Annotated in this window: 16 protein-coding genes; 4 read left to right on the top strand and 12 right to left on the bottom strand. The window is 61.8% G+C overall.

The window, feature by feature from the left end; genetic code table 11:
- Position 1: 1 nt before the first annotated feature.
- Both GR212_RS04925 and GR212_RS04920 read right to left on the bottom strand, forming a co-directional pair.
- Positions 2 to 2,005, bottom strand: coding sequence for a CocE/NonD family hydrolase (locus GR212_RS04925; RefSeq protein ID WP_163985344.1), 2,004 nt, complete (start codon positions 2,003 to 2,005; stop codon positions 2 to 4).
- A 21-nt stretch (positions 2,006 to 2,026) separates the two neighbouring features.
- Positions 2,027 to 3,607, bottom strand: coding sequence for an ABC transporter substrate-binding protein (locus GR212_RS04920; protein WP_163985343.1), 1,581 nt, complete (start codon positions 3,605 to 3,607; stop codon positions 2,027 to 2,029).
- Positions 3,608 to 3,729: 122 nt separating this feature from the next.
- On the opposite strand from GR212_RS04920, the gene GR212_RS04915 reads away from it, so the two are divergent.
- Together GR212_RS04915 and GR212_RS04910 are read left to right on the top strand one after the other, a co-directional pair.
- On the top strand, positions 3,730 to 4,515 hold the full coding sequence (locus GR212_RS04915) for a helix-turn-helix domain-containing protein (protein ID WP_163985342.1): 786 nt from the start codon (positions 3,730 to 3,732) through the stop codon (positions 4,513 to 4,515).
- A gap of 240 nt (positions 4,516 to 4,755) precedes the next feature.
- The gene (locus tag GR212_RS04910; RefSeq protein ID WP_163985341.1) at positions 4,756 to 5,865 is read left to right on the top strand and encodes a thioesterase domain-containing protein; all 1,110 of its coding nucleotides are present in this window, start codon (positions 4,756 to 4,758) and stop codon (positions 5,863 to 5,865) included.
- Between the two features lie 60 nt (positions 5,866 to 5,925).
- Here GR212_RS04910 and GR212_RS04905 read toward each other — a convergent pair whose 3' ends face one another.
- The 9 genes from GR212_RS04905 to GR212_RS04865 form a co-directional block, all read right to left on the bottom strand.
- A complete protein-coding gene (locus GR212_RS04905) occupies positions 5,926 to 7,557 on the bottom strand; it encodes an ABC transporter ATP-binding protein (protein WP_163985340.1) in 1,632 nt (543 codons plus the stop codon).
- On the bottom strand, positions 7,550 to 8,377 hold the full coding sequence (locus GR212_RS04900; RefSeq protein WP_163985339.1) for an ABC transporter permease: 828 nt from the start codon (positions 8,375 to 8,377) through the stop codon (positions 7,550 to 7,552). The genes GR212_RS04905 and GR212_RS04900 overlap by 8 nt, the downstream gene beginning before the upstream one ends.
- The gene (locus tag GR212_RS04895) at positions 8,374 to 9,381 is read right to left on the bottom strand and encodes an ABC transporter permease (RefSeq protein ID WP_163985338.1); all 1,008 of its coding nucleotides are present in this window, start codon (positions 9,379 to 9,381) and stop codon (positions 8,374 to 8,376) included. Before GR212_RS04895 ends, GR212_RS04900 begins: the two co-directional genes overlap by 4 nt.
- Positions 9,382 to 9,478: 97 nt before the next feature.
- Positions 9,479 to 11,068 carry an ABC transporter substrate-binding protein gene (locus GR212_RS04890; protein WP_163985337.1) on the bottom strand — a complete coding sequence of 530 codons (1,590 nt, stop codon included), beginning with the start codon at positions 11,066 to 11,068 and terminating at the stop codon, positions 9,479 to 9,481.
- Positions 11,069 to 11,195: 127 nt separating this feature from the next.
- Positions 11,196 to 11,978, bottom strand: a complete 783-nt coding sequence (locus GR212_RS04885) for a carnitinyl-CoA dehydratase (protein ID WP_163985336.1) — start codon at positions 11,976 to 11,978, stop codon at positions 11,196 to 11,198.
- A 6-nt stretch (positions 11,979 to 11,984) separates the two neighbouring features.
- Positions 11,985 to 14,042, bottom strand: a complete 2,058-nt coding sequence (locus tag GR212_RS04880; RefSeq protein WP_163985335.1) for an acetate--CoA ligase family protein — start codon at positions 14,040 to 14,042, stop codon at positions 11,985 to 11,987.
- A gap of 4 nt (positions 14,043 to 14,046) precedes the next feature.
- Complete coding sequence (locus GR212_RS04875; RefSeq protein WP_163985334.1) at positions 14,047 to 15,207, bottom strand: acyl-CoA dehydrogenase family protein; 1,161 nt, start codon at positions 15,205 to 15,207, stop codon at positions 14,047 to 14,049.
- Between the two features lie 12 nt (positions 15,208 to 15,219).
- Positions 15,220 to 16,710 (bottom strand): carnitine 3-dehydrogenase, encoded by a 1,491-nt coding sequence (locus GR212_RS04870; protein WP_163985333.1) that lies wholly within the window; start codon positions 16,708 to 16,710, stop codon positions 15,220 to 15,222.
- A 7-nt stretch (positions 16,711 to 16,717) separates the two neighbouring features.
- Complete coding sequence (locus GR212_RS04865; protein WP_163985332.1) at positions 16,718 to 17,620, bottom strand: 3-keto-5-aminohexanoate cleavage protein; 903 nt, start codon at positions 17,618 to 17,620, stop codon at positions 16,718 to 16,720.
- Between the two features lie 106 nt (positions 17,621 to 17,726).
- Between GR212_RS04865 and GR212_RS04860 the strand changes: the two genes are divergently transcribed.
- On the top strand, positions 17,727 to 18,719 hold the full coding sequence (locus tag GR212_RS04860; protein ID WP_163985331.1) for a GlxA family transcriptional regulator: 993 nt from the start codon (positions 17,727 to 17,729) through the stop codon (positions 18,717 to 18,719).
- Here the strand turns inward: GR212_RS04860 and GR212_RS04855 are convergent.
- Positions 18,694 to 19,569, bottom strand: a complete 876-nt coding sequence (locus GR212_RS04855) for a LysR substrate-binding domain-containing protein (RefSeq protein ID WP_163985330.1) — start codon at positions 19,567 to 19,569, stop codon at positions 18,694 to 18,696. The two genes, GR212_RS04860 and GR212_RS04855, sit on opposite strands and share 26 nt — an antisense overlap.
- A gap of 106 nt (positions 19,570 to 19,675) precedes the next feature.
- Here GR212_RS04855 and GR212_RS04850 point away from each other — a divergent pair, with 106 nt between their 5' ends.
- The gene (locus tag GR212_RS04850; protein ID WP_163985329.1) at positions 19,676 to 20,593 is read left to right on the top strand and encodes a DMT family transporter; all 918 of its coding nucleotides are present in this window, start codon (positions 19,676 to 19,678) and stop codon (positions 20,591 to 20,593) included.
- Positions 20,594 to 20,641 lie beyond the last annotated feature (48 nt).

The following is a 20,641-nucleotide window of genomic DNA, read 5'->3' as shown; positions in this document are numbered from 1 at the left end:
CCTACATCAGGTCGCGGGCGATACGCGTCTCTTCGAATATCTTCTCGAAAATCTGCGTTTCGCCTTCATAGGCGATGACCGAGGCGCTGATGATCCAGTCCGTTGCCGTGCAGGATATGGAGGAAGTCGCGATCGTGCGGACGAACCAGCCGGGGCGCTCCATGTCGCACGTCCATGTCGAGACGCCGCTCATCGACAGCGGGTCGTTTGGTGCGATCGACCAGATTTCCTCGCGCAACTGACGCGTGGAAAGACCTGTGCCTGGATGTTCGGAAAGACCCGTATCCTCCTGAATTTCATAGCGAGTTCGACCTGCCGAGAGATCGCGCACCACCTGCCGCTTCGTCGAGCCCGGCGCATGTTCGATATATTTCGGCAGGGGATCGGGATTGTCGGGCTGCTTCACGTCGATGATCTCATGCGCGCCGAGCTTGGGCAGGGCGAGGCCGAGAGAGGCGATGTCGATCGTCAGCCCCGGATCTTCCGGGGGCGGCAGGACCATCGGCCAATAGGCGGAAGAGAGCGACAGGCGGATGCGATGCCCCTTGCGGAAGCGATAGCCGCAGGCATCCAGCGTCACGGTCACGGTGGTCCGCTCTCCCTTGCTCAGCGGCTTGGGGGCGGCATTGCCGTTGCGATGAGCAAGGTTGAGAACGCCGAAGGAGACGCGCGTTGCCGTGCCGTCCGGATGGATATCGACGAGCCTTGCGCAGAGATTGGCGGTCTCTGCATCGCATCGCAGCGTCAAGGTCACAACCGGGCGTCCGAGATAATCCTGGTCCTCCGTCAGCGGTGCGGTCTGGAAGGTCAGCGACCCGGCATCGTCGATGCGCTGATCGATCGCCATTTCGGCATCGGGCTTCAGGGTGAACCACTCGCCTGACGCCGTGCCGGTGTCGAGCGGTGAGCGCAGATAGACCGGATGCTCCGGCGCATGCGGGATCGGCATACCCTCCATCAACGTGCCGAACTGCTCGACGTAGAAGGATTGCATTTCCGGTGGCTGCCATTCCCGTTTGGCGATCCAGAAGCCCGGATCGAAATCGCGGCGCGTGGCGGGCTTTATCGAATCGAGAATATAGGCGCGCACGGAGGGCGTGTTCTCGGCACCGTTGCGCTCGCCGCGCAGCCAGCGGTTCCACCAGTTGATGGCCTCGCCGTGGAAGTCGGCGCGCGGCTTCGGCCAGGCGAAATGCGGATATTTGTGAACCCAGGGGCCGATAAGCGCCTTTGCCGTGTCTCCGAGACCCTCGACGGCCAGCAGCGGCGTGTTGCGGTAGCCGTCCGCCCAGCCGGCGATGACGATGGCGGGAATATCGAAGCCTGCGAAATCCTCGCAGATCGACCCGTGCCGCCAGAAGTCGTCGCGGCGCTGATGCCGGAGCCATTCCTCCATGAAGAAGGGCTCCTGCTCGAGGCGCTGCAGCCACATGTCCCGCCAGTCGTCGCCGACGATGGCCGGATCGGGCGAGCGCGACTGATAGGCAAGCATCGTCGCCGCCCAGGACAGCTGGGCCGAGAGGTGGCAGCCGTTCTTGTAGTGGATATCGTCATTGTAGCGGTCGACCGTGGAGGCGATCGATATCACCGCCTTGAGCGCCGGCGGCTTCAGGGCCGCGACCTGCAGGCAGTTGAAGCCGCCCCAGGAAATGCCCATCATGCCGACCGAACCGTTCGACCACGGCTGCGCCGCGATCCAGGCGATCAGCTCGCAGGCATTGGCGAGCTCGAGCTCGGTATATTCGCCGTCGATGATGCCGCTGGATTCGCCGGAACCTCTTATATCGACGCGCACCCCGGCGATGCCGGCTGCGGCAAAGACCGGATAGGTGGATTCGTCGCGCGGGCTCGTTCCATCGCGCTTGCGGTAGGGAAGGAATTCGAAGACCGCCGGTACGGGATCGCTGTCCGCGCCGTCGGGCATCCAGATGCGCGCGGCGAGCCGCGTGCCGTCCTTGAGAGTGATCCAGTGATTTTCGATGGTGGTGAAGCTGCGCTCTGCCATGGTCATATATCCCGAAGATGATTAAGCATCAAACCACACACGGCTGCCGATGTAGCCGTTGGACGTGTCGTTGCCGATGTCGTCGACATATCCCTTCAGCGTTTTCGACGAGGCCATCAGATAGTCGTTGAAGACGGGCAGGATCAGACCGCCATCGTCCCGCACCGTCAGCGCCAGCTGGCGATAGAGAGCCTTGCGCTTGGTCTCGTCGAGCTCGGATCTTGCCTGCAGCACCATCTTGTCGAACTCGGGGCGCTTGAAACGCGTGTCGTTCCATTCGGCTGTCGAAAGATAGGAGGTGGAATAGCGCGAATCCTGTGTCGGACGGCCACCCCAGAAAGAGGCGCAGAAAGGCTGCTTGTTCCAGACGTTGGTCCAGTAGCCGTCTTCCGGCTCACGCTGCACGTCGATGGTGATCCCGGCCTTGCGCGCGCTTTCCTGGAACAGGGTCGCGGCATCCACGGCACCTGCGAAAGCTGCGTCGGATGTGCGCAACAGGACCGGACGGTCGAGGCCCGATTTCTTGAAGTGGAAGGCGGCCTTGTCCGGATCGTAGGGGCGCTGTTCGATATCGGTCGGCGCCAGCGCATAATTGGAATTGACCGGATAGTCGTTGCCGATCGTGCCGTAGCCGCCCAGAACCTTGTCCAGGATCGACTGGCGGTCGATCGCATATTTCAGCGCGAGCCGGAGGTCGTTGTTGTCGAACGGCGCTGTGTCGCAGTGCATTAGAAAGCAGTAGAAGCCCTTGCCGGCACTCCGGACGATGTCGACATTCGGCGCGCGTTTCAGCATGGGCACGGTCTTCGGGTCGACGCTGTTGACGAAATGGACCTGACCGGACGCCAGGGCGGCGATGCGGGCGGTGTTGTCGTTGATGACGAGTATTTCGACGCTGTCGACATAGCCTCGGTCCGAGCGCCAATCCTTCGGGTTCTTCTCAAAGAGCGCGCGGACGCCGGGTTCAAAGTTTTTCAGAATGTACGGCCCGGTGCCGATAGCCGCGGCAGGCTTTTCCACGCCACCCTTCGGCTGAATGATCAGATGGTAGTCGGTGAGAAGCAGAGGCAGGTCCGCATTGCCTTCCGAAAGCGTCAGGACAAGCTCCCCCGCTTTTTCCTCGATGCCGGTGATCGAGGCCAGCAGGCCGAGCGCACCCGACTGCGAATTCTTGTCCGCGTGGCGCTTGAGCGTGGCGACGATGTCGGCGACGGTCATCTTGCTGCCGTCGTGAAACTGCACGTCGTCCCTGATCTTGAACGTCCAGACGGAAGCGTCCGCCGATGGCGTCCAGGAGGTTGCCAGCGACGGCAAGGGCGCACCGGTCTTGGGATCGGATTCGACCAGCGTATCTCCCCAGAGGCGACCAATGACGAACAAAACGGATGCGCTGTATGTTGCCGGGTCGAGCTCATCGCTGGTGGCGCCGCCCTTGAGACCGAGCTTCAGATGGCCGCCATGTTTGGCTTGCTGGGCGCGCGCGTCACGCGGCATCAACAGGCCTGAGGCAAGGCTCGGCATAGCGCTGAGGGCGACCGCACCGCCGAGGAAACGGCGGCGGCCGATTTTCAGATGCGAAGATTGATCCTTTTCACTCGTCATTGCAGTTCCCTCTTTTTCGGTTTTGTAAGAGGAAACCTAGAGGTCGGGCCGGCTCACGCAATTTCGCGACTTGACGCATGTTTAAGTGAGTTTACGCTGGTATCATCAAGACGGAGCCATCGATGCCGCACCTGGCCGAAAACCTCAAGATTGCCTGTGCCACACAGCGTTCCATTTCGCATGTATGTCGTGCAATCGATATCAATCGGCAGCAATTCAATCGCTACATCAACGGCGAAACGACACCGTCCGCCCACAACCTGGCCCGCATAGCCAGATATTTTGATCTCGACGCCGCCGACTTTCTTCTCGCCCCCAAGCTCTTTCGCGAACGGCTTCGCGGACCGGCCCTCGGCCTCAATGAAAGCTCCGAGCTCTTGAAGGCCTTTCCGGGAAATCTTACGGCCCTGAGACGCCATATCGGCTATTTCCAGACCTATCACCGCTCACCGTCCTGGCCGGGGATGGTTGTCTGCTCGTGCAGTCGCCTCAGCGAGCAGGGCGGGCTGGTGCGCGTCAAGTCCATGGAGCGTCTCAGGGACCCCGGAAACGGTATCCAGCAGTTTTCAAAATATGTGGGCCTGGCGGCGTTTCATAGAAACCGGCTCTTCATAACGGAGCGTGTCATCGGCCCGAACTCCATGCTGTCGCAGACGATTCTCCTGCCCTTCGACGAGCATCAGCGCGTCTATTTGCGCGGAACAACCATGGGGGTCTCCTGGCGGAGGGAAAACCTTCCCTATGCTTCCCGGATGATCTGGAGACACGTCGGCGCCGAGCCCGACCTGCGCGAACTTCTGTCGCGCTGCGGACCGCTGCCACTGTCGTCGCGCCAGCTGCCGCCGACGGTGCGCTCCTTCCTCGCGGATCCCTCCGCCGAAGTCTATGCGGTGCCGGCAGAGTATTGATGACGCCAATGTTCGAACAGGCCTGCATCCGGACCGGGCATAGCGGATAGCCTGATAGCGCGCTCGCCATCGCAGTGCCTGGCGGTGGTCGGTCCGTGCCCCTCGGTTAGCATAAGGTTGAAACTCTCGAAAACCGATGCGGAAGTTGTGCTTTTACAGAATATATTAAGGATCACTTTATAAGAATACTTTTCATTATATCGTTTAGGGACGCATGCTTTCACATTTGGGGGTGCCTGGATGCTTCTCTCTACGAGACCGGATGTAGATTCCAGTTCGCATACTTACTTTGACGATCTGTTTCGCCAGGAAGCGAAGATCAGTTTGGATCGCGACGCAGACATTCCCGATGTGGTTTCCGTCAACCGGGCGTTGAACTTCATAAAACGTCTGTGGAGCGAAACCGGCGAGGAGATGGATGTCAATATATTCTATCGTCATCGCACCCTTGAAGCCTTCGGCTTTGCAATTTCCAATCACGAGGACCTCTCGGCCTCACCGAAAATCATAGAACTCCGAGGCGGCGACGATGGGATGCCGCTGCTGCTGTTCGCCGGGGGAGCAAGCTGCTTTCTGGAAATGCAGCAACTCATCAAGGAAATCGGCTTTCCGGGACCGATCCTCGGCGTCGCGTTGACGGCCTTCAATCGCGATCCTCAGCACCCTGCAACAGTACAGGACGAGGTTGAAAGCACGCTGAGAGCGCTGCGAGCGGCGGGGATAGGGGCGCCTTATCGATTGGTCGGCTATTCGTTTGGCGGTGTGTTTGCTCTGGAATTGGCTCGTGCCTTGAGGGCGCAGGGCCAAGAGATCGCGTTCCTCGGGATGCTCGATACTCCTCTGGGCGAGCAGGAGTGGCCGCTGATGACCTGGGGCGGCTTCATGTGGCAGCGCTGGCGGAGAGCTCGAAGCAGAAAGAGAAACCGAACGGGAACGGCCCCTCAGATGCGCGGCCAGGCACCGGTAAAGCCCGGCTTGCCGGCTATCGAGCGACGGGAACATCTCGCAAGAAGGTTGAAGCCCCTCTCGTTCCGCTATGCTGACCCACGGATAGGCTATTATCCGGAGCTGGCGCCGCAATGGGTGGGGGACTATCCCCCGCTTTATGATGCAGCTGCCAGGCAACTCCTGCGCATGAAAGGCCTTTACAAGCCGGATCGTTATGACGGGCCACTGACTTTCTATCGCAGTCTTCAAGGTTCTCCCGTCGATTGCGATCCAAAATCCATATGGGCGCGCTTTCTTGTGCATGCGGATTGGGTCGACGTGCCGGGCAATCACCAGAGCATGATTGTCGGACGCAATGCCGGCACGCTCGCTCGCGAACTCGGAAAACACCTTATGCGCTGAACTCTCCGGCGGCACGAAAGCGAGCACAGACTGAACCGCTACGCATTGGGTGCCCAGCTTCTAATTTCCCGCGCTCTCCATTTTTCGCGTCGTCAGGACACGCTCCAACCAGCCGATTTCCATTTCGGGCACGGATTTCAGCAGCAGGTCGGTGTAATCGTCGAACGGTGGCGACAACGCCTGCGATTTCGGACCGAAGCGAACGAGCTTGCCGCGATGCATGACGGCAACGCTATCGGCGATGGCGCGCACGATGGCGATGTCGTGGGTGATGAAGACATAGGAGAGACGCGCCTCTTCCTGCAGCTTCATCAGCAATTTCAGAATGCCCTCCGCAACCAGCGGATCGAGCGCCGATGTCGGTTCGTCGCAGAGGATCAGCTCCGGCTTGGCGGCAAGCGCGCGGGCAATGGCGACGCGCTGCTTCTGTCCGCCGGATAGCTCCGCCGGATAGCGGTCGATGAACCCGTTGCCCATTTCGATCTGGTCCAGCAGCTCCTTGACACGCGTCGTCTTTGCCGCGCCGTGCAGGCCGTCATAGAAGGTCAGCGGCCGGCCGATGATATCCCGCACGGTCTGGCGCGGGTTCATGGCGGTGTCCGCCATCTGGTAGATCAGCTGGATGCGCCGCAGCTCCTCCCGCGAGCGATTTTTCAAGGTCGGTGTCAACGGTTTGCCGTCGAAGGAGATCCGTCCGTCGCTTGGCGGCAGCAGGCCGGTGATGACGCGGGCGAGCGTCGATTTCCCCGAGCCGGATTCACCGACGACTGCCAATGTCTGCCCCTTGGGAACATGTAGAGAAACATCGTGCAATACCTTGAAACCGTTTGAGTATTGCGCACTGATATTCTCGATCTTCAGAAGCGCGCTCGACTGGTCGGCGGCTTCGGCTCTCACCTCCTGGCGAACGTTGACGAGGGCACGGGTATAGTCCTGCCGCGGCTCCTCGATGATCTGCTGGACGCTGCCATATTCCACCGTCTTGCCATGCCTGAGCACCATGATGTCGTCGGAGATCTGGGCAACGACGGCAAGGTCATGGGTGATGTAAAGTGCTGCCGTGTGCGTTTCCTCGATGGCGTGCTTGATCGCCGCCAGCACATCGATCTGCGTCGTCACGTCGAGCGCGGTCGTTGGCTCGTCGAAGACGATCAACTCCGGGTTGGAGCAGAGCGCCATGGCGGTCATGGCACGCTGGAGCTGGCCGCCGGAGACCTGATGCGGATAGCGCTCGCCGAAGGTTTCCGGATTGGGCAGGCCGAGTACCCTGAAGAGGTAGAGCGCTCGCTTCCTCGCTTCCTCTTTCGTCATAAGGCGGTGCTTGACGGTGGCTTCGATCACCTGATCGCCGAGCCTGTGCGCCGGATTGAACGCGGCCGCTGCCGATTGCGCGACATAGCAGACGCGGGCGCCGCGGATCTTGCGGATGCCGGATTTGCCGAGCGGCAGGATGTCGGCGCCGTCAAGCAAAACCTGGCCGCCGGTGATCTCGGCGCCGCCACGGCCATAGGCGAGCGCGGAAAGGCCGATGGTCGACTTGCCGGCGCCGGATTCGCCGATCAATCCGAGCACCTTGCCCTTCTGGAGGTCGAAGGAGACGCCGTCGACGATGGTGACGCGTTTCGGCGGTTCCCCCGGCGGATAGCTGGTGGCTTCGATCTTCAGATCGCGAACAGAAAGAAGCTCAGGCATCGCCACGTCCTCCCTTAAGGCTGGAGGTGCGCTTCAAGAGCCAGTCGACCACCAGATTGACACAGATAGCGAGCGCCGCAATGGCGGAGCCCGGCACGAGGGCGGCGGAAATGCCGAAGATGATGCCGTCCTTGTTGTCCTTGACCATGCCGCCCCAGTCGGCCGACGGCGGCTGGATGCCCAGGCCGAGGAAGGAGAGGGTGGACAGGAACAGGATCGAGAAGGCAAAGCGCAGGCCGAATTCCGCCAGCAACGGCGAAAGCGTATTCGGCAGGATCTCGCGGAAGATGATCCAGATCCTGCCTTCGCCGCGAAGCTTGGCCGCCTCCACGAATTCCATGACGGCGACGTCGAGCGCCACGGCGCGGCCGAGGCGATAGACGCGGGTGGAGTCGAGAATGGCCATGACGAGGATCAGCACGATCAGGTTCTGCGGCAGCACCGCCAGCACCACAAGCGCGAAGATCAGCGTCGGGATCGACATCATCAGGTCGTTGAAGCGCGAAAAGACCGTATCGATCAATCCGCGCGAGACGGCGGCGGTAAAGCTCAGGATGATGCCGAGCGAGAAGGAGATGATCGTCGCCGCCAGCGCGACGAACAGGGTCGTGCGGGCGCCGTAGATGAGACGCGACAGGATATCGCGGCCGAGATTGTCAAGGCCGAAGAAATATTGCGCGTCGGCAGGCTGCCAGACGTTGCCGACGACTTCCGTCTCGCCGTAAGGGGCGATCCAGGGGGCGAAGATCGCGCAGATCAAGGCGATCAGGATTCCGATGATGCCGATCCAGGCGGTGATGGGGATATCTCTCAATCTCATCGCGGATGCCTCAGACGCGGGTTGGCGACGATCGCCAGAATGTCGGCCGTCATGTTGAGGAAGATGTAGACGGCGGCGAAGATCAGGCCGCAGGCCTGGACGACCGGCATGTCGCGCACGGTAACGGCATCGACCATGTACTGGCCCATGCCGGGATAGACGAAGACGACTTCGACGACGACGACCCCGACGATGAGATAGGCAAGGTTGAGCGCGATGACGTTGATGATCGGCGCCAGCGCGTTGGGGGCGGCGTGCTTGACGATGGCACGGAAGGCGGAGAGCCCTTTGAGCTCGGCCGTTTCCATATAGGCGGAGGACATGACCGAGAGGATGGCCGCGCGGGTCATGCGCATCATGTGGGCGAGCACGACCAGCACCAGCGTTGCCGTCGGCAGGGCAATCGCCTGCAGCCGATCGAGGAAGCCCATGCCGTCATAGACTGTCGCCGGAAAGGTCGCGATGCCGTACTTGACCGAGAAGAACATGATCAGCAGGTAGCCGATAAAGAATTCCGGCAGCGAGATCGCCGCCAGCGAAATGACGTTGATGATCTTGTCCGGCAACCGGTTCCTGAAATGCACGGCCAACATGCCGAGGCAGACCGCCAGGGGCACCGAGATCAGCGCGGCGAAACCGGCCAGAAACAGCGAATTGCCGAGCCGCTTGCCGATCTGCTCGCTGACGGAGTTCTTGCTGGCCCAGGAGGTGCCGAAGTCGCCCTGCACGGCATGGCCGAGCCATTCCACATAGCGGGTGACGATGGGCCGGTTCAGGCCGAGCTCTTCTCGGATATTGGCGACCGCCTGCGGCGTCGCCGACTGGCCGAGATACGTGGTCGCAAAATCGCCCGGCAGGGCTTCCAGCCCGCCGAAAATCAGGATGGAGACCGCAAACAGCAGGACAATGCTGAGCAGGCAGCGCTCGATAATCAGGGACAGCAGCGGAAAACGCTGTTTGAACCGCAGCCCAGGCAGAACGGTTCCAGATGGTGGATTGGACATGGCCGATGCCTCGCGCTTAAACGTCGGGGGGACCGCGAAAGGCTTCCGCGGCCCCGGCTTCGTCAGAGATGAGGGCGTTTTCGCCCGGCTTGAGGCATCAGGCGTCCAGCCAGACGCGGGTGGCGACGTAACCATTCGACATGTCGTTGCCGATATCGTGGACATAACCCTTCACATGCTTGGTGGAGGCGTTCACGAAATCGTTGAACATCGGCAGGATGACGCCGCCTTCGTCGCGCACCATCATCGCCATGGCGCGGTAGAGCTCCTTGCGCTTGGCTTCGTCCAGTTCGGAGCGGGCCTGAAGCAGAAGCTTGTCGAAGTCCGGGCGCTTGAAGCGGGTGTCGTTCCAGTCCGCCGTCGACAGGTAGGCGGTGGAATACATCTGGTCCTGCGTCGGTCTTCCGCCCCAGTAGGAGGTGGAAAAGGGTTGGACGTTCCAGACGTTGGTCCAGTAGCCGTCGCCCGGCTCGCGCTTGACCTCGATCTCGATCCCGGCCTTCTTGCAGCTTTCCTGATAGAGAACGGCCGCATCGACGGCGCCGGGGAAGGCGACTTCCGAGGTGCGCAGCAATACCGAGCCGCTGTGGCCGGACTTCTTGTAGTGGAAGGCGGCCTTGTCGGGGTCGTAGGCGCGCTGCTCTATGCCTTCGGGGAAGAGGGCGTAGGTGTTGTTGATCGGGAAATCATTGCCGACCTTGCCGTAGCCGCCAAGGATCTTCTTGACCATGGTCTCGCGGTCCATGGCGTATTTCAGCGCCAGGCGAAGATCATTGTTGTCGAAGGGCGCCTTGTCGCAATGCATGATGAAGACGTAGTGACCGCGGCCGGCTGTGGACAGGATATCGACGGTCGGCGCGCGCTTCAGAAGATCGACGGTCTTCGGGTCGACGCGGTTGATGTAATGGACCTGGCCGGACGACAGCGCGGCGATACGAGCCGTCGCATCGTTCATCGTGATGATCTCGACGCTATCGACAAAGCCGCGATCGGTGCGCCAGTCGTCCTTGTTGCGCTCGAACGTGGCGCGCACGCCGGGCTCGAAGCTGACCATCTTGTAGGGACCGGTGCCGATCGAGGCGAGAGGATCGTCATTGCCGCCATTCGGCTGGATGACGAGATGGTAGTCGGTCAAGAGCAGCGGCATGTCGGCGTTGCCCTCGGTCAGCGTCAGGACGAGGTTGTCGCCATCAGCCTTGATTTCCTTGATCGACTTCATCACGCCGAGCGCGCCGGATTCCGATTTCGAATCGGTATGGCGCTTGAGAGTGGCGACGACGTCGTCGATCGTCAGTTCCTTGCCGTTATGGAACTTGACGCCCTTGCGGATCTTGAAGGTCCAGGTGGCTGCATCCTTCGACGGCTCCCAGGATTCGGCCAGCGCGGGAACGGCGGCACCGGTCAGCGGGTGGGATTCCACCAGCATGTCGCCCCAGCAGCGGCCGATGCAGAACATGACCTGAGACAGGAATTTCGCCGGGTCCTTGGAATCGGTCGCAGCACCGCCTTCGAGGCCGAGCTTCAGATGGCCGCCGCGCTTCGGTTCGGCTGCCATCGCACTTTCGGTAAAGAGTTTGTCGGCGAGCGTCAAAGTCACGCCGGCCGCCATTGCGCGTCCCATGAATTCGCGGCGGCTGAGGCCGCCCGCAGTGACGCGGCCTGCCAGATATTTCGTATAGTCGTTCATTCCCCTGTTCCTTCTTCTTGCCGTGTTGACAAAATTCCCGGGCAAGCCACTTCAGGTCTCGGTTCCTCTTCCGCCTGAAGCCTGTTGCCCGCGACATGCGGGAAGATGTTGCGGTTGCCGCCGCCTTTTACTTTCCTTTCCAGATTGGGGCTCGCTTCTCCGCGAAAGCCCTTGCGCCTTCCAATTGATCTTCGCTCGAATAGAGCGCGTCGACCGTCGCAAACTGCCGTTTGGTGATCTTGTTCATGGCAGTCTGAAACGTCGAACCCTCCGCTTCGCGAACGATTTCCTTGATCGCGGCATAGACGAGCGGTGGCCCGCTTGCGAGCAGGCGGGCAAGATCCCATGCCCTGTCCAGAAGCTTGTCGGCCATGACGATTTCGTTGACGAAACCCCAGCGATGGGCCTCTTCGACATTGAGCCAGCGGCCGGTCAGCAGCATGTCCATGGCGATGTGATAGGGGATGCGCTTCGGCAGCTTGATTGATGCGGCATCGGCGACGGTGCCCGAGCGGATCTCCGGCAGCGCGAAAGTCGCGTGGGCGGCGGCGATGATAAGATCGGCCGAAAGTGCGATCTCAAGGCCGCCGCCGCAACAGATGCCGTTGACGGCGCAGATGACCGGCTTGTTGAGATCGCGCAGCTCCTGCAGGCCGCCGAAGCCCCCGACACCATAGTCGCCGTCGACCGCATCACCATCAGCCGCAGCCTTCAAATCCCAGCCGGCGGAAAAGAATTTTTCGCCCGCGCCGGTGACGATGGCGACGCGCAGGTCCGGATCGTCGCGGAAATCGCGAAAGATCAGCCCCATCTTGCGGCTGGTCGCCAGGTCGATGGCATTCGCCTTGGGCCGGTCGATGATGACTTCGAGGATGCCGTCCTCGCATCGGGTACGAATGGGGTCTTGCAACTTCTGCTACCTCCTTCGCCGAATGAGAGCATCCGCAGCAACGACGCCGCGAGATTCAGGTAGGACCATCAATGGATTAATGTCTAGTTCTTCAAGCTGTGCGGCATTCTTTACGACATATTCTGCCGCTGATACGACGGCATCGGCCACGATATCGAGGCTGCTGCCTGCATTGCCGCGGAATCCCTCGATCAATTTGCGGACCTTCAGCCGCGAAATGCCATGCAAGACCTCGGCTTTCGTGACCGGAAGCGGCAAAACGATAGAATCTTCAAGCAATTCCACGAGAATCCCGCCCGCTCCGACCGTCAGGGCCAAGCCGACGACCGGATCGCGGACCGCGCCGACGATCAGCTCCGCGAGAGGGCGGTCGATCATGCGCTCGACGAGAAATCCTTGCGCGACATGGGCCATGCCTTCGGCAGCATCTCTGACGGCATTCCTATCGCACAGGTTGAGCTTGACGGCGCCGACATCGGATTTGTGCTCGACGCCGAGCGCCTTGAGCGCCACCGGGAAGCCGAGTTGTTCCGCGCAGTCGGCGGCATCGCCCGCCGTGGCGGCGGTTTTGCCGCGCGGCACGGCAAGGCCTGCGGCTGCGAGCTCGGCCTTTGCCGCAGCCTCGCTCAGCGTCTCCATCTCGCCCATGCGGGCCGGCGTGCTCAGAAGCGGCAGTGGCTGCTGCCTTTTCCAGGCGTCGGCGATACGGCTGGCAATCTCCGCCGCCACAAGCGCCTCGCTGATGCCGCAGAGCGGCACGATGCCGTTTTCGATCAGTTGCTGCGCGATTGCCTCCGGCATGTTTTCAGGCAGCGTCGCCAGAATGCCGGCACGCGCGCCGGTCTGCTTGGCGGCCGCGGCAACGGCCGAAACGGTGATCATCCAGTCCGCGCCGTCGCATCGATCCTCGCGCGGGAAGTCGAGAACGAGCAGATTGAGCGCATAGCCGCCGGCGAACATGGCACTGAAAGCCTCGGTCTGCCGAGCCAGATCGCCCCAGACGAAGGTGTGGTAGTCGAGCGGATTGGAAAGCGTCACCATCTGGCCGAGGCTTGCGCGCAGCGCCGGCAATTGCTCGGGCTTCAGGGCACGAAACTCGACATTCCGGCCGACAGCGGCATCGGCCATCAGCGACGCCTCGCCGCCCGAACAGCTCATCGAGGAGATCGCATTGCTTTCGAGCGGGCCTGCGACATGCAGGAGCTTCAGCGTTTCGATCAGCTCCGGCAAGGTCGAAACACGACCGATGCCGAGGCGATCGAAAACGGCGTCGGCAACAGCGTCGCTGCCGGCTAGCGAGGCCGTGTGGGATACAGTTGCGCGCTGCGCCTGTTCGGATTTGCCGACTTTCAGCGCAATGACGGGTTTCTTGAGCTCCCTGGCGCGCGTTGCCAGCGCCTCCAGCGCCCGGATATCACCGAAGCCTTCGATATGCAGGCCGACTGCGGTGACGCGAGGATCTTCGAGAACCGCACAGGCAAGATCCGACAAGCCGATCTGCGCCTGGTTGCCCGCCGTCATCAGATAGCTGATGGGCAGGCCGCGCCTCTGCATGCTGAGATTGATGGCGATGTTGGAGGATTGGGTGAGGATCGCAACACCGCGCTCCGTGCGCACGATGCCGTGCTGGTCAGGCCAGAGCAGGGCGCCGTCGAGGCCGTTGATCACGCCATAGCAGTTCGGGCCGACGATCGGCATGGCGCCGGCCGCCTCGACCAGGGCTTGCTGCAAATCCGCCCCGTCGGTCAGTTCCGCAACCGCCTCGCTGAAGCCCGAGGCGTAGCAGACGGCGCCGCCGGCGCCTTTGGCGGAAAGTTCCCGCACGATATCGACGGTAAGCGTCCGGTTGACGCCGACGAAGGCGGCGTCCGGCGCATCCGGCAGCTCGGCGACCGACCGATAGCAGCGGCGGCCGAGCACGCTTTCCTGTGTCGGGTGCACCGGCCAGATCTTGCCGGCAAACCCCATGAGATCGCATTGTTCGATGACCCGTCGCGCCTCGCGACCGCCGAAGACGGCGATCGTTCTGGGTCTGATGAGGCGGTCGAGCGAGTGCTGCGTCATGGGCTCATGCTCCGAACGGGCGAAGCAGGTCGCGGCTGATGATGTGCCGCTGGATTTCCGAGGTGCCGTCCCATATGCGCTCGACGCGGGCGTCGCGCCAGAAGCGGGCAAGCGGGAGATCGTCCATCAATCCCATGCCGCCGAAGATCTGGATCGCTTCGTCGGTGACGCGTGCGAGCATCTCGGAGGCGTAGAGCTTGGCCGACGCGATCTCGCGATTGGCCGGGATGCCGGCATCCAGTTTCCAGGCGGCGGACAGCGTCAGAAGGTCGGCGGCGTCGATCTCGGTAATCATGTCGGCAAGTTTGAACGACACGCCCTGATTGGCGCCGATCGGCTTGCCGAACTGCTTGCGCTCGGCGGCATAGGGCAGGGCGAGATCGAAGACGCGGCGCGCCCGGCCGACGCAGGTGGCGGCGACCGTCAGGCGCGTGCCGTAGAGCCATTGGTTGGCAAGATCGAAGCCGCGATGCACTTCGCCGAGCACCTGCGATTTCGGCAGTCGGCAGTCGGTGAAGTTCAGGATGCAGTTGTGATAGCCGCGATGGGAAACCGAGTCATAGCCTTTCAGGATATCGAAGCCCGGCGTGCCGCGATCGACCAGGAAGGCGGTGATCTTCTTCTTGACGCCCCTATGGGTATCTTCCTCGCCGGTTGCGGCAAAGACGATGACGAAATCGGCGACGTCGGCGTGCGAAATGAAATGCTTGGTGCCGTTGAGGATGAAATCATCGCCATCCTGTCGCGCCACGCATTTCATGCCGCGCATGTCGGAGCCGGCGTCGGGCTCGGTGATGGCAAGCGCATCGATCCTTTCCCCGCGTACCGCCGGCAGGAGATAGCGCTCGCGCTGTTCGCCCTCGCAGGCCATCAGGATGCCGGAGGGACGTCCAAAGAAGACGGTGAGCGCCATCGAGCCGCGGCCGAGCTCGCGTTCGACGAGCGTGAAGGTCAGATGATCGAGGCCGGCACCACCGATCTCCTCGGGAAAGCTGCAGGCATAGAAGCCGAGCTCGATGCATTTGCGCCGGATCTCGTCCCCGAGGTCCGGAGGCACGATGCCGGTGCGCTCGACCTCGTTCTCGTGCGGATAGATCTCCGTCTCCACGAAGTCCCTGACCGTCTGGACGATCATCTCCTGTTCTTCGCTGAGTCCGAAATTCACGATCGCTTCCTCCTAGCGTTTTTGTCCCACATGACGGCCGGCTCCCTCCGGCACTGGCAAGGCTGCATGCGCCGCGGCGATCGGCCTCAGTTTGCTCAGCACCTCCTCCGGTGCGGCAACGGCCTTGCCCGCCTTGGCATCGACATGCAGCAGCATCTGTTCCCCTGTCGCGATGACGTCGCCGCTCACCGTGTCGTGCAGCGCATGGAACACATGCAGCCGCTTTTCGTCCGATGCGAGGATCTGCGCGGTCGAATGGATGGCCTGCCCGAGCTTGGCTTCGCCGAGATGGCGGATATGGGTCTCCACCGTGTAATAGCTATGGCCGCGCTCGACATAATCGAGATCGACGCCGATGAGGCGCAGGAGCGCGTCCGACGTGTCGCCGAACACCTGCAGGTAGCGGTGTTCGGTCATATGGCCGTTATAATCAACCCAAGCCGGGCTGACCTTGGTGTCGATCAGGCGTAGCGGCTTTGCAACGTCCGGCGCCTGTTTCTCGCCACCGCCGGCGGCCCAGAGGCTCTGCTCGAAATCCTTCAGCAACTTGCCGGCACCCCAGCCCTTGCCGCCATGGCTTCCCTTCAGGCTCTGGAGGATGCCGACGAGGTTTTCGTCGCGGATGCGCTCGAGTTCGCGGATCGACAGGCCATCGGCCTGCTCGTCCGATTGCCGGCCGATCTTTTCGACGAGGGCATCGTCGAGATCGACGACGTCCATCAGCTTCGTCCAGTTCCACTGCAATGCCGGGCCGAATTGCGCCAGGAAGTGACGCATGCCCGCTTCGCCGCCGGCGATGCGATAAGTCTGGAACAGACCCATCTGCGCCCAGCGCAGGCCAAAGGAATAGCGAATGACGTCGTCAAGCGTTTCGACGGTGCAGATATCGTCCTTGATCAGCCACAGCGCCTCGCGCCACAGCGCTTCCAGCAGGCGGTCGCCGACGAAGGCCTCGATCTCCCGGGCGATATGCACGCCCTTCATGCCGATCGGCGGCAGCCTGTCCATCGCCCCCTGGATGGTTGCAGCACTGGTCTTTTCGCCGCCGACGATTTCGACCAGCGGCAGGAGATAGACGGGGTTATAGGGATGGGCGACGAAGAGGCGCTCGGGGTGGCGCATGTCGCGTTGCAGGTCTGTCGGGAGCAGGCCCGAGGTGGACGAGCCGATCAGGGCATCGGGCCGGGCTGCAGCGTCGATCTGCGTCAGGACGTTGCGCTTGAGGTCCAGCCGCTCGGGCACGCTTTCCTGTATCCAGTCGGCACCATCGACGGCCGCTTCCAGCGTGTCCCGGAATGTGAGCCTGCCGCGCGGCGGAAGCGGCGCGCCGGTCAGCATCGCATAGGCTTTTTCGGCATTGGCGAGCACCTCGCCGACGATACGCTTTGCCTCCGGATGCGGGTCATAGACATCGACATCGATGCCGGCCAGCAGGAAACGGGCGATCCATCCGCCGCCGATGACGCCGCCGCCGATGCAGGCTGCCTTGTTGATCTTGGTCATCGTGGCCTCAGCGCTTCGTCAGTTTCAGCTTCTTGCGGACGTCTTCGGGGCCGATGATGCGCGCGCCCATGCCTTCGACCACCTGCACCGCCTTTTCGACAAGCTGCGCGTTGGTCGCGAGCATGCCCTTTCCGGCATAGAGATTGTCTTCGAGCCCGACGCGGACATTGCCGCCGGCAAGGATCGCGGCTGCCGGATAGGCCATGGCGTTGCGGCCGATGGAAAAGGCCGAGAAGGTCCAGCTCTTGGGAACGTTATTGACCATCGCCATGAAGGTGTTCAGGTCGTCGGGCGCCCCCCAGGGGATGCCCATGCAGAGCTGGATGAGAACCGGGTCCTCGATGAGACCCTCCTCGGCAAGCTGCTTGGCAAACCAGAGATGACCGGTATCGAAAGCCTCGATCTCGGGACGCACGCCGAGATCGGTCATCTTCTTGGCCATGGCCCTCAGCATTGAGGGCGTGTTGGTCATGACATAATCGCCGAGACTGAAGTTCATCGTGCCGCAATCGAGCGTGCAGATCTCAGGCAGGCATTCGGCAACGTGGCTGACGCGTTCGGACGCACCGGCCATGTCGGTGCCCCTGTCGTTCAGAGGCAACGGACGTTCGACATCGCCGAAAATCAGGTCGCCACCCATGCCGGCGGTCAGGTTCAGCACCACATCGACATCGGCCGAACGGATCCGGTCCGTGACTTCCCTGTAGAGTTCGTTGCGGCGGCTGGCGGCGCCCGTTTCCGGATCGCGGACATGGCAGTGAACCACTGCCGCCCCAGCCTTGGCGGCGTCGATCGCGGAGTCCGCGATCTGCTTGGGAGTGATCGGAACATGGCTGGATTTGGAAACCGTGTCGCCGGCGCCGGTCACGGCACAGGTGATGAAAACATCTCTGTTCATCGCAAGAGGCATTTTTGTTCTCCCTCGTATTAAGGACATTACGAGCCATGAGACGCCTTCATGCTTTGCATTATTGGAAGCATATAATACAGTTTCGGAAATATCGAAGGAATGCGCGATGCTCACTTCCGCCAACGAGACGCTCGATATCGACCTCCTGATCCTTCCGGAGACGAACCTGATTCTGATTGCTTCGGTCATCGAACCGTTGCGCGGGGCCAACCGTATTTCCGGAGCCGAGCTCTATCGCTGGCGTCTCTTCACGCCGGATGGTTCGCCGGCGGAAACGACCAGCCTTATCCCGGTGCCAGCCTCCTCCAGTTTCAAACCGACATCGGACACGACACCGCTTTTCGTGCTTGCCAGCTACAATTGGCGGCGCAGCGCCACGCAGGCGTTGAAGATGCAATTGTCGCAAACCGCACGCCACCGTTCGATGGTCGCCGGCATCGAGTCCGGCACTTGGCTGCTTGCCGAGGCGAGCCTGCTGGACAACATTGCGGCCGCCGTTCACTGGGAGGATTTCGACGATTTCGGGCTTGCCTATCCGCAGGTACGCGCCGTGAAGGATCGCTTCGTGATCGATGGCAAGCGCATCACCACCGCCGGCTCCTTGCCCACTGTCGATCTCATGCTGGAGATCATCCGCCGGCGGCAGGGCTATTCACTCGCGCTGGAGGTCAGCCGCCTGTTCATCTACGAGTCGGCCAGCACGCAGAGCGTGGCGGAGCTTTCACCGTCCACGGCCGGCCTGCGGATGCGGGATCCGCGGGTTGCCCAGGCGATCCGTCTGATGGAAGACCACATCGAGCAGCCGCTGGTTCTCACCCGCCTGGCGCGGCGCATCGGCGTCAGTGCGCGCCACCTGCAGGCGTTGTTCCAGGAGAGCATCGGCGCGCCGCCGCATGTGCACTACCTGGCGCTGAGGCTCAATGCGGCGCGGCGCAAGGTCATCGAGACGAAGGCTTCCTTTGCCGAGATCGCGGCCGCGACCGGCTTCAATTCTGCATCGGCATTTTCGCGCAGCTACCGGGCAAGCTTTTCCGAAAGCCCCTCCGGCACGCGCCGCAGGCTACGCCGACGCCCTACGGCTGCAGCAGAGCCGACATAGGCTGGAAGGCTTCGCGCACCATGTCCGCCAGCTCGCGGATCGCCTCGCTCGAATGATAGGGATTGCGGCGAAGCACGACGCGCGAGGAATCGACCGGCGGAAACCCGTCGTCGCTCGTCAATTCCCGGCAGCCATGCGGAATGTTGCTGCGCGACAGCGTCGTCACGGCAAGCCCGGCGGAAACGGCATTCTTCAAGCCCGAACTCGTATCGGCGATGAAGGCGATACGATAGGCGCGGCCTTGCTGCTCCAAGGAGCGCAAGGCGAAATCGCGCGCCCATGTCGAATTCCGATAGGTTGCGATGGGCAGTGGCACGGCGTCGTGCAACCGATGCACCATGGATGTTACCCAGACGGTGGGGTCGATACACAGGACTTCGCCTTTCGTCTGGTTGCTCCAATCGAAGACGACGGCAAGGTCCAGCTCGTCCTTCTCCAGAGCGGTCAGATTATGGGCCGTATAGTCGCATGAGACCGTGACCTCGACGGCTGGATGCCGGATAGCAAAGGCGGCCAGCGCCGCCGGAAGAACGGTCTGGCTGTATTCTTCCGGAATCCCGATCCGAACCGGACCATCCAGAGGCTTGGTGCGGATGGTCGCCGCAGCCTCGTTCAGGAGTTCGATCACCCTCTGCGCATAGGGGAGCAGCTGGTTGCCCGCGCGTGTCAACACGGCTCCCCGGGCGCTTCTTTCAAACACGGCTTCGCCGATGGTTTCCTCGAGCCGCTTTATCTGGGCACTCACCGCCGATTGCGTCCGGCCGATCCTTTGCGCCGCGGCCGAAAAATTGGACGTCTCGGTGATGACGAGAAAGGTCCGCAGCAGGTCGCTTTCGATGGGTTCGCGCATGACGGGTCACAAATATTTCCGATAGCTACTATCTCTACTATTCGTTTGCCTGATGTCAAATATCGGCGCACACAGGGAACGTTCCTTCTGTTCCTGAGTCCATTACATGACATTCCAGTTACCGGCCCGCTCCGCTTTTGCCAGCGATTACGAGAGGGGCGTCATACTTGTGGCTACGGCGATGCTTGCGTGGAGCTGCAGCGGCATCTACGCACGCCTTCTGACCGCGGACATATGGACGGCGATCGCCTGGCGGTCGCTGTTCGGCGGCCTGTTCCTGCTGATACCCAGCTTTTTCCTCGAAGGTGGGTTTTCGCGGCGGCAATGGGCATCGATCTTCCATCCGGCCGGTCTGGCGATGCTGGCGTGCCAGATGATAAGTCAGGCCTGCTTCATCGGCGCGCTCTACATGACCACGGTTGCAAATGTGACCATGATCTACGCGACGGCGCCATTTATCGCGGCGTTTCTCAGCTGGGCCATGCTGAAGGAGCGTGTGGCGAAGCGGACATTGATTGCCGGTGGCGTCTGTCTCATCGGCGTCGCCGTCATCGTGGCCTCGTCGATCGGCGGCGGCACGGGTGTCGGCGATCTGCTCGCGCTCGGCATGACGATCACCTTCGCGCTGATCATCGTCATCCCGCGCATGGATCGCAGCATTCCGATCCTGCCCTCGAGCGTCGTCAGCGGGCTGCTGACATTCGTGATCTTCGTGCCCTTCGCTTCGACAAGCTCGGTAGACCTTCAAAACTGGCTTCTGCTTGCCGCTTTCGGGGCGACGAATTTCGCGCTGGCCTTTGTTCTTTTCCTTTTTGGGTCGAGAAAGATGCCCGCTGCGGACGCCGCGCTCATCAGCTCGATGGAAATCGTGCTGACGCCATTCTGGGTCTGGCTCTTCTTCTCCGAGACTCCGCCCGTGGCGACATTCGTCGGTGGTGCGATCATCTTCGCGACGATCGTCTGGCATACCGCCATCGACCTCAGGCACGGCCGCCGCGCTCGCGTCCAACTCAACGAGCTATAGCCATAAGCTCCCGTCTCGGCAAAGATGACGGCTTGGCCTCGATTTCAC

This window comes from Martinezella lusitana (genome assembly GCF_010668395.1).
Taxonomy (GTDB): domain Bacteria; phylum Pseudomonadota; class Alphaproteobacteria; order Rhizobiales; family Rhizobiaceae; genus Rhizobium; species Rhizobium lusitanum_A.
This window is presented reverse-complemented; position numbering and strand designations above follow the sequence as displayed.

Excerpts from the sequence above, each read along its gene's own strand:
- GR212_RS04855 (WP_163985330.1), bottom strand. The coding sequence starts at position 19,569 with ATGCGCGAACCCATCGAAAGCGACCTGCTGCGGACCTTTCTCGTCATC.
- GR212_RS04910 (WP_163985341.1), top strand. The coding sequence starts at position 4,756 with ATGCTTCTCTCTACGAGACCGGATGTAGATTCCAGTTCGCATACTTAC.
- GR212_RS04925 (WP_163985344.1), bottom strand. The coding sequence starts at position 2,005 with ATGGCAGAGCGCAGCTTCACCACCATCGAAAATCACTGGATCACTCTC.
- GR212_RS04880 (WP_163985335.1), bottom strand. The coding sequence starts at position 14,042 with ATGACGCAGCACTCGCTCGACCGCCTCATCAGACCCAGAACGATCGCC.
- GR212_RS04865 (WP_163985332.1), bottom strand. The coding sequence starts at position 17,620 with ATGCCTCTTGCGATGAACAGAGATGTTTTCATCACCTGTGCCGTGACC.
- GR212_RS04920 (WP_163985343.1), bottom strand. The coding sequence starts at position 3,607 with ATGACGAGTGAAAAGGATCAATCTTCGCATCTGAAAATCGGCCGCCGC.
- GR212_RS04895 (WP_163985338.1), bottom strand. The coding sequence starts at position 9,381 with ATGTCCAATCCACCATCTGGAACCGTTCTGCCTGGGCTGCGGTTCAAA.
- GR212_RS04850 (WP_163985329.1), top strand. The coding sequence starts at position 19,676 with ATGACATTCCAGTTACCGGCCCGCTCCGCTTTTGCCAGCGATTACGAG.
- GR212_RS04905 (WP_163985340.1), bottom strand. The coding sequence starts at position 7,557 with ATGCCTGAGCTTCTTTCTGTTCGCGATCTGAAGATCGAAGCCACCAGC.
- GR212_RS04915 (WP_163985342.1), top strand. The coding sequence starts at position 3,730 with ATGCCGCACCTGGCCGAAAACCTCAAGATTGCCTGTGCCACACAGCGT.
- GR212_RS04890 (WP_163985337.1), bottom strand. The coding sequence starts at position 11,068 with ATGAACGACTATACGAAATATCTGGCAGGCCGCGTCACTGCGGGCGGC.
- GR212_RS04900 (WP_163985339.1), bottom strand. The coding sequence starts at position 8,377 with ATGAGATTGAGAGATATCCCCATCACCGCCTGGATCGGCATCATCGGA.
- GR212_RS04870 (WP_163985333.1), bottom strand. The coding sequence starts at position 16,710 with ATGACCAAGATCAACAAGGCAGCCTGCATCGGCGGCGGCGTCATCGGC.
- GR212_RS04860 (WP_163985331.1), top strand. The coding sequence starts at position 17,727 with ATGCTCACTTCCGCCAACGAGACGCTCGATATCGACCTCCTGATCCTT.